Origin of the sequence: Metabacillus mangrovi, assembly GCF_009711125.1 — a bacterium.
Classification (GTDB): domain Bacteria; phylum Bacillota; class Bacilli; order Bacillales; family Bacillaceae; genus Metabacillus_B; species Metabacillus_B mangrovi.
Genome location: NZ_WMIB01000011.1, coordinates 75,597 through 89,038, shown reverse-complemented (window position 1 = coordinate 89,038; position 13,442 = coordinate 75,597). Strand labels below are relative to the sequence as shown.

Below are 13,442 nucleotides of genomic sequence, written 5' to 3'. Positions count from 1 at the left end.
GATGTTTCTGTTAGCGGCTGGCAGGGAGCGGCATGAGGATTGGCTGGTTTGGTACGGAAGCTTTCCGTTTCGGCACGTGAAAAGACCGAACCGGCACAAAACCTGGAAGGATCGGCACGAAACCGATCCGTCCCGGCACGTAAATGGAGTTAGGTACGAAACCCTCCCATTTCGGCACGTAAAAGGACCGGACCGGCACGAAACCTGGAAAGATCGGCACGAAACCGATCCGTCCCGGCACGTAAATAGAGTTAGGCACATAACCCTTTCATTTCGGCACGTGAAGGGACCGAACCGGCACGAAACCTGGAAGGATCGGCACGAAACCGGTCCGTTCCGGCACGTAAATAGAGTTAGGCACGTAACCCTTTCATTTCGGCACGTGAAAAGACCGGACCGGCACGAAACCTGGAAAGATCGGCACGAAACCGATCCGTCCCGGCACGTAAATAGAGTTAGGCACGAAACCCTCCCATTTCGGCACGTAAAAGGACCGGACCGGCACGAAACCTGGAAAGATCGGCACGAAACCGGTCCGTTCCGGCACAGATCCCTACCCCAAACCTGCATAAACCCTAAAAAACCGTCCCGACCGACTTATCTTCAAGCCCCTCGGTATATCGCAAAAGCCATCTTTCGCCCCCGAGAAACTTTAAAAAGCTGCTCCTGTCTGTTCCTGATCTCTCCCCTTGCTAAATTCCAATTCCAGTGGTATAATTCTAACTTGTGAGTAATTGAATATTGCTCCTTGCTCTCAATTCATTGAGAGCCGCTTAGACCAAGAGGAGGTGTAGAGGTATGACAAACTACGAGATTATGTACATCGTACGTCCGAACATCGAAGAAGATGCTAAGAAAGCTCTTGTTGAGCGTTTCAGCGGTATTCTTTCTGACAATGGTGCGGAAGTAAAGGAAACGAAAGAGTGGGGCAAACGCCGCCTTGCTTATGAAATCAACGATTTCCGCGATGGCTACTATCAGATCGTTAAAGTTGCATCTAACGCTGAAGCGGTTCAGGAATTTGACCGTCTTGCGAAGATCAGCGAAGACATCATTCGCCACATCGTAATTAAAGAAGAAGAAAAATAATAGCTGATAATAAATTTTAAACAAAGGATGGTCTTCATGATCAATCGTGTCGTTCTTGTCGGAAGACTTACAAAAGACCCTGAACTCCGCTACACACCATCTGGTCAGGCTGTTGCGACTTTTACTATTGCGGTAAACCGTACGTTTACCAATCAGCAGGGTGAAAGAGAAGCAGATTTCCTGAACTGTGTTGTGTGGAGACGTCAGGCTGAAAATGTAGCCAACTTCCTGAATAAAGGCAGCTTGGCTGGCGTAGAAGGCAGATTGCAGTCTCGCAGCTATGAGGATCAGTCAGGACGCCGCGTGTATGTGACGGAGGTTGTCGCGGACAGTGTCCAATTCCTTGAGCCTAAAGGTTCAGGCGGAAGCGGTGCTGGAGGCGGCGGCAATAATAACTTTTATGGCGGAGGCCAGTCCCAGGGCGGAGGCCAAAACCCGTACGGTTCCGACCAGCAGCGGAAGAATAACAGCGATCAAGGCCGTACAAGCTTTGATGATGATCCATTTGCCAATGATGGACAGCCGATTGATATATCAGACGATGATTTGCCATTCTAAAACCATTTAAAAACGAAAGGAGTGTATGACTAATGGCAGGAGGACGCAGAGGCGGACGTGCAAAGCGCCGTAAGGTTTGCTACTTTACTTCTAACGGAATCACGCACATCGATTACAAAGATATCGATTTGCTGAAAAAATTTGTTTCCGAGCGCGGTAAAATTCTTCCTCGTCGTGTAACTGGTACAAGCGCTAAATACCAACGTAAACTTACGATTGCTATCAAACGCTCACGCCAAATGGCATTGCTTCCATACGTTACAGGCGAGTAATGATTTAATCAAGAGACACTCAAGTGCTGAGTGTCTCTTTTTATTCTATAGAAGCGTCTGGTACGCTTTCCGGCAAAAAAATGGTATAATAAATAAGGTTATGTACATAACAAAAATGATGGCTTCGGACTGTAAGCCATTTTTTATTTTGCATTTTGATTGATCTGAAGCAGGGAGACGGTCTTTCTGCTCTTTCTCTGTGTACATATAAATGAGGTGAACAATTGAAGAAAACCAATGCTCTTACCGAGGGTGCTGTTTTGCTGGCGCTCTTTGCGGCCGCTGTATTTCTGACACAATCCGTTCCGCCTCTTGGAGTAATCCTGGTGGTTGTTTTGCCGCTTCCGTTTATTGTTTATGCGTTAAAGCATGACGTGAAATACACGCTGGTGATGCTGATTGCTTCGATTCCGGTTGTTTTCCTGACCGGGACGTTTAACGGGCTAGTGCTTGCCTTGCCTGCAGGCTTAATGGGTGCCGTGATGGGTACACTTTATAAGAAGAAAGGGAGTATGGCCGCAGTAGCGGGCGGCGCTCTTTCCTTTGTGGCTTCTTTCCTTATCGGGATGGCTGTTTCGGTTTTCTTTTTTGGATTTAATCCGCTTGAAGAGATGCGGGCACTTGTTGATGCCTCGTTCAGACGGTCTTTCACCATGCTTGAGAGTCTCGGCCGCGGACTGAGTGATAAACAGCAGGCGATGTACTTCGAACAGCTTGAGCAAGCTTACAGCGCATTGCCTTTTTCGATCATCGCCGGCGGGTTCATGGCCGCGCTGATTCAGCATAAAGCTGCGCGTGTGCTGCTGAAAAGGCTCCGGATGACGGTTCCCGCTTTAAAACCGTTTCGGGAATGGAAGCTTCCGGCAAGCATCGGCTGGTATTACCTGGCTGTGATTTTGCTTGGGTACTTCCGTTTTGAAGAAGGCACCTTTATGCATTCCGCCTTCATTAATGGCTTTTATCTTTTAACCGTGCTGCTCATTATTCAGGGCCTTTCCTTTGTATTTTATTATGCTCATGTGAAGGGTAAGTCTAAAGGCATACCGGTCATTACGGTTATTGCCGCTTTAATGATTCCATTTTTGCTTTATCCTCTACAATTCTTAGGTATAATTGACATAGGATTTAAATTAAGAGAAAGAATTGCCCGGAATTCATAATCCGGGCTTCGGTATCACTGGTGCGAGGAGCTGAAGCAGATGCCAAGTTTTTATCAAAAGCGTTTATTTCGTTACCCTATAATCGCCTTATACGGCGTAACAGTGATCGCATTAGCCATCCTTTTTTACTATAACTGGATCCTTTCCGTTTCCTGTCTGCTTCTGACCGGTTTCACGCTCATCCTTCTTATTCAGGCGGATGCGAGGATGCGTGAGGACATGGAGGGCTATATTTCCACGCTTTCTTACAGGCTGAAAAAGGTCGGAGAAGAAGCACTGATGGAAATGCCGATCGGAATCATGCTGTTTAATGACCAGTACTTTATTGAATGGACCAATCCGTTTCTCGCCTCCTCTTTTGATGAAGACACCCTTGTCGGCAGGACGCTTTACGATGTGGCTGAAGGATTGATCCCCCTCATCAAGCAGGAAGTGGACTCCGAAACGATCTCCCTCAACGGCCGTAAATTCAAAGTGATTATTAAAAGAGAGGAACGCCTTCTTTATTTTTTTGATGTAACGGAACAGAAGGAAATCGAACAGCAATACAAAGAGGAACGAACGGTTTTAGCCCTTATTTTTCTGGATAATTATGAAGAAGTAACGCAGGGGATGGATGATCAGACGAAAAGCACGATCAACAGCGAGGTAACCTCTCTTCTTAATAAATGGGGTACGGATCACGGCTTGTTCCTGAAACGGGTTTCGTCTGAACGCTTTCTCGCTGTATTAAATGAAAATATTTTAGAAGAGCTGGAGAAATCGAAGTTTTCGATTCTTGATGAAGTCCGTGAGAAGACGGCCGTGGATAATATCTCCCTTACGTTAAGTGTAGGAATCGGTGCCGGACATCATTCCCTGCAGGAGCTCGGCGATCTCGCACAGTCAAGTCTCGATCTTGCTCTTGGACGCGGGGGCGACCAGGTGGCGCTCAAGCAGCCGAGCGGCAAGGTGAAATTCTACGGAGGCAAGACGAATCCGATGGAAAAAAGAACCCGTGTCCGTGCCCGCGTGATTTCCCATGCGCTGACGGAGATTGTGACAGCGAGCGATAAGGTGCTGATCATGGGCCACAAATACCCGGATATGGATTCGATCGGAGCAGCTATCGGTGTCTTGAAAGTGGCTGAGGTGAACGATAAGGAAGCTTACATCGTGCTCGATGAAACCGAAATCGATTCAAGTGTGCAGCGGCTTGTTGAGGAACTGAAGCTACACAGCGAACTCTGGTCTCATTTTATCCGGCCGGATGACGCACTTGATCTTCTTACAGAGGAGACCGTCCTCGTTGTCGTGGATACCCATAAGCCGTCTCTTGTGCTGGATGAGAAGCTGCTGAGCCGCGTTCATGATAAAATTGTCATCGACCATCACAGACGGGGCGAAGAGTTTATTAAAGAGCCGCTGCTTGTCTATATGGAGCCGTATGCTTCTTCAACGGCAGAACTTGTTACAGAGCTTCTTGAGTATCAGCCGAAGCGCCTCAAACTCAAAATGATTGAAGCAACCGCCCTGTTAGCTGGTATAATAGTGGACACGAAAAGCTTCACGCTCAGAACCGGATCAAGAACGTTTGATGCTGCTTCCTATTTAAGATCCAAAGGAGCGGACACGATTCTTGTGCAGAAGTTCATGAGAGAGGATCTTGCACACTTTGTGAAGCGTGCGAAGCTGATCCAGGATACAGTGGTGCTGGATAACGGAGTTGCCCTGTCGAAGTCTGATTCAGATGACAGCTTTGACCAGGTCATCATCGCCCAGGCAGCAGACACACTCCTGTCCATGAGCGGAGTGTCGGCTTCTTTTGTCATTGCGCGCCGTAATGAGAATACGGTGGGAATCAGCGCCCGTTCACTCGGGGATGTAAACGTTCAGCTCATTATGGAGGCACTGGACGGCGGCGGCCATTTGACCAATGCTGCCACCCAGCTGTCAGGCATCACCGTACCGGAGGCGGAAGAGAGATTAAAACAAGCGATTGGCGATTACTTTGAGGGAGGAATCAAGCAATGAGAGTCATATTTCTGAAAGACGTAAAAGGCAAAGGGAAAAAAGGCGAAGTGAAAAACGTAGCGGACGGGTACGCCCACAATTTTCTGATCAAGCAGGGTCTTGCTGTCGAAGCGAGCAATTCTGCTATGTCTGCACTGCAGGGCCAGAAAAATAAAGAAGACAAAGAAGCCGAGCAGGAGCTGAAGGAAGCTCAGGAGCTGAAAGCAAAGCTTGAGGAGCTGACAGTTGAACTGAAGGCAAAATCCGGGGAAGGCGGCCGTCTATTTGGCTCCATCACGAGCAAGCAGATTGCGGATGAGCTGAAAAAGAGCCACTCCATTAAAATTGATAAACGCAAAATTGAGCTTCCGGATGCGATCCGCGCTCTCGGATATACAAATGTTCCTGTGAAGCTTCATACCGATGTAAGTGCGGTTTTGAAGGTGCATGTAACGGAAGAATAAGCAGGAAAGTTTCACCACCTGATGAGGGGAAAAACCGTCTCATGACAGGCAAAGACAGATAAAAAGGGTGACAAAGCGGGCAGAGGAAAAAATTCTGTACAGCTTCTGTCCCCTTTTTCTTATATAATGGAACAAGTACACAGTTATTTTAACTATTATAAGGACGGTGCCAGAATTTGAATGAGCTTTTTCAAGACCGGATTCCGCCGCAGAATATAGATGCTGAACAAGCAGTGCTCGGAGCCATCTTTTTGGAGCCGCAAGCGTTGACGATGGCCTCGGAAATCCTGATTCCTGAGGATTTTTACCGGGCCGCGCACCAGAAAATCTACAATGCGATGCTTGAGCTTGCCGACAAGGGAGAGCCAGTCGACCTGGTCACCGTCACCTCGGACCTCGCGGATGTGAATCTGCTTGAGGAAATTGGAGGAGTGTCCTACCTGACGGACCTTGCCGACTCAGTACCGACCGCGGCAAATGTTGAATATTATGCAAAAATCGTAGAAGAAAAATCCATCCTGAGGCGCCTCATCCGCACTGCAAGTACGATCGCCCAGGACGGCTATACACGGGAAGATGAAGTAGCGGATCTTCTGACCGATGCGGAAAAAAGCATCATGGAAGTCGCCCAGCGCAAGAACGCCGGTGCGTTCCAAAACATTAAGGACGTTCTCGTCCAGACGTATGACAACATTGAACTGCTTCACAACCGGAAAGGCGACATCACCGGAATTCCGACCGGCTTCGCGGAGCTTGACCGGATGACAGCAGGATTTCAGCGAAATGACCTGATTATCGTTGCCGCCCGTCCTTCCGTAGGGAAAACCGCCTTCGCCCTGAACATCGCCCAGAACGTGGCAACGAAGACGGACGAAAACGTCGCGATCTTCAGCCTTGAGATGGGAGCCGACCAGCTCGTTATGCGTATGCTCTGTGCGGAAGGCAACATCAACGCCCAAAACTTAAGGACAGGTAACCTGACGAGTGAGGACTGGGGCAAGCTGACGATGGCGATGGGAAGCCTCTCGAATGCCGGCATCTACATTGATGACACCCCGGGGATCCGGGTGAGCGAGATCCGCTCCAAATGCCGCCGCCTCAAGCAGGAGGCCGGCCTCGGCATGATCCTGATCGATTACCTGCAGCTCATCCAGGGAAGCGGCCGGAGCAAGGACAACCGTCAGCAGGAGGTATCCGAGATTTCCCGGACATTGAAATCCCTCGCCCGTGAACTCAAGGTGCCTGTCATCGCCCTGTCCCAGCTCTCACGTGGAGTGGAGCAGCGGCAGGATAAGCGCCCGATGATGTCTGATATCCGTGAATCCGGAAGCATCGAGCAGGATGCCGACATCGTCGCCTTCCTGTACCGTGATGACTACTATGACAAAGAATCCGAGAACAAGAACATCATCGAGATCATCATCGCCAAACAGCGTAACGGCCCGGTTGGAACCGTATCGCTCGCGTTTGTAAAAGAATACAACAAGTTCGTGAACCTGGAGCGGAGGTTTGACGACGCCCCAGGGGCTTAAAGGCTGCATCCTTTTCAGGGTGCGGTCTTTTTTGCTTCAAGCAGCCCTTTTACGGCATTCTCCAGCCGTTCGGCGTCCCTGACTTTTAAAAACTGCAGATTGATCTCTTCTTCTTTGTTCTGTTCCAGAAACAGGACAAGCTTGGTATCGGTTATCCTGTAATCTTCTGCCATCGCAAGGCTGATTTTTACAGGAGGGAAAAAATAGCGTTTTTTGTGATAGAGCCAGGACCCATTTAACGTAATATAGTCTCGTTTGTCGATCGTAAAGAAAAAGAAGCTGCCATACAGGGCAAAGATAATCATAAGGGGCGAGCCGTAAAAAATAAGAGACGTTGAACTAAAACTAAAATCAAATCCTGAGAAAGGATCCGTTAGTCTGAAGAACATAATCGGAAAGGCCATCCAAACACATCCCAAAAGAAAAAATAGAATTCCGCTTATCTGAGTTAATGCTGATTTTTTGTATTTCAAATTCAAGTGATCTCCTCCTTTCTTTTACATGACACATATACCCATTTATTTGTATTTCTGAGCAATTTTACATGAAAAAACCCCGCTCCATAAAGAGCGGGGTTGATTTCAATTTCCTGTTTTAGTGAATTCCATCCAGTCCAGATTCGCATTCGGTGCGTAGACCTGCAGTGTTTGGATGCCTTTTTCCAGGCGGATGCTCGTTTCGAAGGTTTTCCACGTATCCCATCCGCCAGTCTGGGGGATGGCTGCCTCTGAGCGGGCATCTGCCTGTTCCGGTTTAATTTCCCCTGGGGGAAGGTCTCCGGTGAACTGATTTCCTGCTTTGGTAAGGAGGGTGAACGTTCCGCCGTCCCTTCCGGATGCAGCGGCAAAGGCCACCTTATAGTCGCCAGCTTCCTTAACATCTACAGCGTATTGCATCCAGTCACCTGTATCGATCCACCCGACGCTCGTACCGCCGCTTTGGACGCCGAACATGTCCTGATAGCTTTCCGCTTCGATTCGTTTATTCGCAGCATCCAGAACAGCGGGCTTGGCGAGGCGCTTCATCCGGATGTTATCGATGGTGACCCCTGCCCGGTTTCCGCCTAACAGGAACTCGATCACACTGTTCGGGTTGCTCTCTGAAGGCTGGACGAGCAACTGGTAGGACTGCATTTCCTTGGTCAGCGCGATTTGTTCGGTTTTCGTATAAAAGGCGGAGCGGTTTTCATTGGTTACCTGGAATCCGAGTTGGCGTACGGCCTCTGCCTTCGCGTCAAAGGTCAGGAGATAAGCGGCCTCTTTTTCAAGGTTCAGCTTGCTCTGGCTTAAGCGGATGGCCTCCCCGTAGCTTCCTGTCTTTTTGATGTCCACGTGAAGCTTTCGCTCAGCGACCGCTTCGCCTACAGAAGCTGAAGCCTTGGAGCCTTTATCGGCTGAGAGGTCCCAGAATTCCATCCGGGCCGTGCCCTGATCAAACGTTCCGTTGTAAATGTAGTTTCCATCGGGAAGCACTTTTTTCGGTGCGTTCGGATCCTTTGGAAGTTTCACGAGTTTTACATGGTCAATCCAAACCGGACGGTCCGAGCTCTGGCCCAGGTTGAATTCCAGACGGGCATGCGGATCTGTTTCACTTTCCATATCAAATTCATAGCTGAAGGATTGCATGCTGTCCGTCAGGGAAAGTGTCTGATCGGACAAATATCTCGCATAGCTGCGTTCCGGTCCTGAGATATTGATTCCAGCCGCACGAGGGCCATCCGAGCGGGCATCAAGGGTCAGTCTGTAGCGCTCTCCCTTTTCAACCGGCAGATTCGGCTGTACGAATTGAACAGCATGCACCGCATCACCAGGCTTTGTGATGCTGATTTTGGCTTCGCCATTCACCTGTTCTGCCGTTCCTTCGCCTCCAAACAGGGTGGAAGGCTCAAACGGCTGGAACTTCCAGTCCGTGAGGCCGGCCTCAAACTCCCCGTTGTACACATAGTTTCCGTCGGCAAGCGGGGGACGGAGATCCGCGGTGACCTCTTTTGCAGCGGGTCTGTCCCCGGCCTCGCGGTACTCTCCGTCCAGTTCATACACTCTTACATAATCGACAAGCATCCGGTTCGGGAATTGGGTCGTGCTGTCCGGATAACCGGGCCAGTTTCCGCCGACGGCCAGATTCAGCTGAAGGAAGAAATCCCTGTCAAATGGAGCCGGGTACGTATACGGTGCAGCAGCATTTGCATTTTTGCTGTACCAGTCATTTTGCTTCGCATAAAGGACGCCGTCTACATACCACCTGAACTCACCGGGCTCCCAGTCAATCGAGAAGGTGTGGTAGTCTTCAGAAAAATCCTTCGCACCTTGCGGAAGACGGTACACTTCACCTGTGTTTTTCCACGGCAGACCATAATGGAGCGTCCCATGCACCTCATTTGGAGCGTGCCCGAGCAGTTCCATAATGTCGATTTCACCGGAAGCCGGCCAGCCGGAGTAGAGATCATAGTCTGTCGGCATCATCCAGATTGCCGGCCAGATTCCCTGCCCCTTCGGCAGCTTCGCACGGATTTCATAGCGGCCGTATGTCCAGTCGCCTTTATTCTGTGTGGTTAATTTTGCAGAGGTGTAGTCATTGCCCCCGAGAGGCTCCTTATGGGCTTCAATAACAAGCGATCCATCCTCTACACGGGCGTTTTTGGAACGATTCGTGTAGTTTTGAAGTTCATTGTTCCCGTAGCCTCCGCCTCCCTGGATAAAATTCCACTTGCCCTCATCTATGGAGGCTCCTGTGAATTCATCCTGCCATATCAGGTTCCAGTCTTCCTTTTGAATCTGGTTTTCTTTCAGGGTGATCTGCTCGAAATCGACAATCCGGTCAGCAGAGTCCAGCAAGTAAACACCGGCATATTTGTTGATTCGGGAATCCACACCCGTGAGGTCCGAGCCGGAGCGGTACGGATTTGTAACGGTCCGGTCCTTAGGCATAACGTCTCCCGGTTTTACTTTTCCAAACGGTTCATTTGAAACCTTGACTCCGATATGGTGGGATTTCGGCATCGGGATAATCAGCTTGGCTGTCCCGTGCACCTCTCCTTTAATGGCAACCGGATGGAACGGAATCTCTTTTTTACTGCCGGCTGCTTCCGCAGGCCCTGTTAATCCGGCGATCAGCATACAGGAAATCATCATCCCTGTGAATTTACGCATCTTTTAACCTCCCACAATGGTTTTCAAAAGGCGGGCTGAATCAGGAGCCAATCTGCAAAGAGGCCTCTCTCTGCTTAATGATCTCCGCGTAACGGTATGCGCTGTCCTTCCAGATGCGTTCCTGGGTGTCAAAATCTACGTAAATCATGCCAAAACGCTTGTCATAGCCGAAGCTCCATTCAAAGTTGTCGAGAAGGGACCACAGGTAATAGCCTTGAATGTTCATGCCGAGGTCATTCAAATCGGACACAGCCTGAATGTGCTGTTCAATGTAGCGCGTCCGGAGCACATCGTGCACTTTCCCGTTCACGACCTCATCATCATAGGCCGCACCATTCTCCGTTATGTAGATTGGCAGGTCAGTATATTCGTTCCGCAGCCGGATGATCAGGTCTTTGAACTCGTCCGGTGCAATGTCCCAGCCCATTCCGGTTTTCTCATAGTCGGAGAAAGCCCCCTTGCTCATGAAATCCTGTGCTGCGCTGAATTCAACGATGGCACGGCTGTAATAGTTGATTCCGAAGAAATCGCAAGGAACCGAGATGGTCTCCATGTCCCCTTCTTTAATAAAATCATAGGAATGAACGTATTTAGAGAACAGGTTCATCATGTCTGCCGGATAGGTCCCTTTAAAAACCGGATCCAGGAACCAGCGGTTTGAATACCCGTCTGCATTGTTCGCTGCCAGCTGATCGTTTGCAGAATCAGATTTTGCATAGATTGGAGACAGATTCAGCGTGATGCCGATCGGTGTGGAGGATGAAAATTCCGTTTTCAGCATGCTAACCGCTTCCCCGTGGGAAAGAAGCATATGATGAACCGCCTTGACGGCCTCTTCCATATTCGTATGGCCCGGTGCATGTACACCCTGATGGTAGCCAAGAAAGCCTGCACACCAAGGTTCATTGTGCGTGATCCAGGAGTCTACGAGAGAATCAAGCTCAGTAAAGCACGTTCTTGCGTAGTCCTTAAACCACTCGACCGACTCACGGCTGATCCAGCCGCCTTCTTCATGTGCCCACATCGGCAGATCCCAATGATAAAGGGTGACGGCCGGCTTGATTCCTTCCTCGCGAAGACGTTTCGCCAGGTTTTTATAAAATGCCATGCCTTCCGGGTTGTACCGGCCTTTTTCCGGAAAAATCCGCGGCCAGGCGATCGAAAAGCGGTACGCGTCCACACCTAGCTTTTTCAGCGTCTGGATGTCCTCCTCGAAGCGGTGGTAATGGTCGCATGCATTGTCTCCGTTGTGCTGTTCATATACCTTGCCTGGGGTCGCGCAGAACGTGTCCCAGATGGAAGGGGTCCTTCCGCCTTCGTTGTGGGCTCCTTCAATTTGATAGGAGGATGTTGCCGTGCCGAAAACAAAATCTCTCGAAAAATTCATCTCAATCTACTCCTCTATTCTTTGATGGCTCCAGCAGAAATGCTGTTGATAATGTATTTGGACAGGAAGAGAAACGCGATCATGATCGGTACGACGGAAATGGCGATCCCGAGGTACATCGACCCTAAGTTCTGGGCGACCTGCGATCCTTTCAGGAAGCCCATTAAGACAGGCAGTGTATACTTTTCCGGTGAGAAAATCAGAACGAGCGGCATAATGTAGTTATTCCATGATCCGATGAAGGTGAAGATCGACATCGTTGCAATCGCCGGCATCATGATTGGAAGGGCGACGATATGGAATATCTTGAATTCACCCGCCCCGTCGATTCTCGCGGCCTCGATCAAACTCGGATGCAGCGTCGTCAGGATGTACTGTCTCAAAAAGAAGACGACAAACGGACTCGCAATCGCCGGCAGAATGAGCGGGATGTACGTATCCAGGATACCGAGCGTTTTCGAAAGCTCATAGAATCCGATGAGTCCCAGCTGTCCGGGAACCATCATCATCACAAGCATGAACACAAAAAGGAAGTTCTTCATTTTGAAGTGATAAAAGGCAAATCCATACGCGGTCAGTGCTGAGAAATAGCCCGTCAGCAAGGTCACAAGAACGGAAATGAATAGACTGTTTTTAAACCCTGTCCATACATTTACGTAGCTCATCATCGTCTGATAGTTTTCCACTAATGCGTTACCGGGTACGAGGGTGAATCCGGTCAGGATCGCTTCGTTTGAACGGGTTGCATTGATGAGCATCATCAGAAAAGGGATAAAGCATGCGATCGCAAGCAGCGTCATTCCGACGTACAGAACGATTTTGATAAGCCGGTCTTTTCCTTTTTTCGGTTCAGCCGCGAGCGGTCTCGGTTCAATTTCAGTTGGAGCATACGGTTTCGTTTGCGGACTTGAAATCATGTCTGCACCTGCCTTGCTTGTTTTTTCCCGTTGCTGTACATCGATTTGAAAACAACGGCGGAGAAAAGGACGGTAATCAGGAACAATCCGTATGCAACTGCGGATGCATAGCCGTAATTGTTGTATTTAAAGGCCTGGTTGTACAAATACAGCACCATCGTATTGAGCGATCCATCCGGTGAACCGATCCCATCCGTAAGAAGCATAGGAAGGTCAAATAACTGGAGGCCTCCAATGAGCGAAGTGATCATGATATAAAGAAGGATCGGCTTCAGCAGGGGAAGAGTAATGCTGGTCAGCGTCTGCCAGCGGTTTGCCCCGTCAATGAGCGCTGCTTCGAAGTAATCCTTCGAAATGCCGGAAATGCCCGCCATGATGATGATGATGAAGGAGTGGCCGAACCACATCCATGTCAGAATAAGTGATACAGAGATCTGTGCCGCCGCCGGCTCATTCAGCCAATTGATCGGCTCAGCGATCAGCCCGAGATTCATCAGAACGATGTTGAGAGAGCCATGCTGCCAATCAAGCAAAATCCCAAACAGCAGCGCAACAGAACTCACCGTGATCAAGTTAGGAAGGTAGAAAATCGCCCGGAAGAACGACTGGCCCTTCAACTTCATTCTCATATCCGAAAATACAGCAGCGAGAATCAGCGCCAAGCCCATCTGCAAGGCAAAATTGATGCCCCAGATCTTCAGCGTATTCACAAAAGCCTGCAGAAAAAAGGAATCGGTCAGAAGACGCGTGTAGTTTGTCAGCCCGACAACCTCAGCCGTACCGCTGCCGGTATAATTCGTAAAACTGTAATAGAAGGTTAACGCAACAGGATAAATGCTAAACACCAAGAAGATGATCCAGAATGGGGCGATAAAAAAGTATCCATACCGATTTAAATTTTTCACCTGTTTACCTCTCTTTC

The 13,442-nt window shown here is 49.4% G+C and carries 13 protein-coding genes; 7 read left to right on the top strand and 6 right to left on the bottom strand.

The window, feature by feature from the left end; genetic code table 11:
• Positions 1–10: 10 nt before the first annotated feature.
• Positions 11–259 carry a hypothetical protein gene (locus GKZ89_RS12115; RefSeq protein WP_155112669.1) on the bottom strand — a complete coding sequence of 83 codons (249 nt, stop codon included), beginning with the start codon at positions 257–259 and terminating at the stop codon, positions 11–13.
• A 539-nt stretch (positions 260–798) separates the two neighbouring features.
• Between GKZ89_RS12115 and rpsF the strand changes: the two genes are divergently transcribed.
• The 7 genes from rpsF (at position 799) to dnaB (ending at position 7,067) form a co-directional block, all read left to right on the top strand.
• The gene (rpsF, locus tag GKZ89_RS12110; RefSeq protein ID WP_155112668.1) at positions 799–1,089 is read left to right on the top strand and encodes a 30S ribosomal protein S6; all 291 of its coding nucleotides are present in this window, start codon (positions 799–801) and stop codon (positions 1,087–1,089) included.
• Between the two features lie 36 nt (positions 1,090–1,125).
• A complete protein-coding gene (gene ssb, locus GKZ89_RS12105; RefSeq protein ID WP_155112667.1) occupies positions 1,126–1,647 on the top strand; it encodes a single-stranded DNA-binding protein in 522 nt (173 codons plus the stop codon).
• Positions 1,648–1,679: 32 nt separating this feature from the next.
• A complete protein-coding gene (gene rpsR / locus GKZ89_RS12100) occupies positions 1,680–1,919 on the top strand; it encodes a 30S ribosomal protein S18 (RefSeq protein ID WP_155112666.1) in 240 nt (79 codons plus the stop codon).
• A gap of 224 nt (positions 1,920–2,143) precedes the next feature.
• Positions 2,144–3,079 (top strand): YybS family protein, encoded by a 936-nt coding sequence (locus GKZ89_RS12095; RefSeq protein WP_155112665.1) that lies wholly within the window; start codon positions 2,144–2,146, stop codon positions 3,077–3,079.
• 39 nt (positions 3,080–3,118) lie between these two features.
• The gene (locus GKZ89_RS12090) at positions 3,119–5,092 is read left to right on the top strand and encodes a DHH family phosphoesterase (RefSeq protein ID WP_155112664.1); all 1,974 of its coding nucleotides are present in this window, start codon (positions 3,119–3,121) and stop codon (positions 5,090–5,092) included.
• Entirely contained in the window at positions 5,089–5,535 is a 447-nt protein-coding gene (gene rplI / locus GKZ89_RS12085) for a 50S ribosomal protein L9 (RefSeq protein ID WP_155112663.1), read from the top strand. Before GKZ89_RS12090 ends, rplI begins: the two co-directional genes overlap by 4 nt.
• A gap of 176 nt (positions 5,536–5,711) precedes the next feature.
• Positions 5,712–7,067: a replicative DNA helicase gene (gene dnaB, locus GKZ89_RS12080; protein ID WP_155112662.1), complete on the top strand. Its 1,356-nt coding sequence runs from the start codon at positions 5,712–5,714 to the stop codon at positions 7,065–7,067.
• 14 nt (positions 7,068–7,081) lie between these two features.
• On the opposite strand, the gene GKZ89_RS12075 is transcribed toward dnaB, so the two are convergent.
• The 5 genes from GKZ89_RS12075 to GKZ89_RS12055 form a co-directional block, all read right to left on the bottom strand.
• Positions 7,082–7,471 (bottom strand): hypothetical protein, encoded by a 390-nt coding sequence (locus tag GKZ89_RS12075; RefSeq protein ID WP_155112661.1) that lies wholly within the window; start codon positions 7,469–7,471, stop codon positions 7,082–7,084.
• 177 nt (positions 7,472–7,648) lie between these two features.
• Positions 7,649–10,216: a carbohydrate binding domain-containing protein gene (locus GKZ89_RS12070; RefSeq protein WP_155112660.1), complete on the bottom strand. Its 2,568-nt coding sequence runs from the start codon at positions 10,214–10,216 to the stop codon at positions 7,649–7,651.
• A gap of 40 nt (positions 10,217–10,256) precedes the next feature.
• Complete coding sequence (locus GKZ89_RS12065) at positions 10,257–11,603, bottom strand: GH1 family beta-glucosidase (protein WP_155112659.1); 1,347 nt, start codon at positions 11,601–11,603, stop codon at positions 10,257–10,259.
• A gap of 14 nt (positions 11,604–11,617) precedes the next feature.
• On the bottom strand, positions 11,618–12,520 hold the full coding sequence (locus GKZ89_RS12060) for a carbohydrate ABC transporter permease (protein WP_155112658.1): 903 nt from the start codon (positions 12,518–12,520) through the stop codon (positions 11,618–11,620).
• Positions 12,517–13,425 carry an ABC transporter permease subunit gene (locus tag GKZ89_RS12055; protein WP_162356784.1) on the bottom strand — a complete coding sequence of 303 codons (909 nt, stop codon included), beginning with the start codon at positions 13,423–13,425 and terminating at the stop codon, positions 12,517–12,519. Before GKZ89_RS12055 ends, GKZ89_RS12060 begins: the two co-directional genes overlap by 4 nt.
• Between the last annotated feature and the right edge of the window lie 17 nt (positions 13,426–13,442).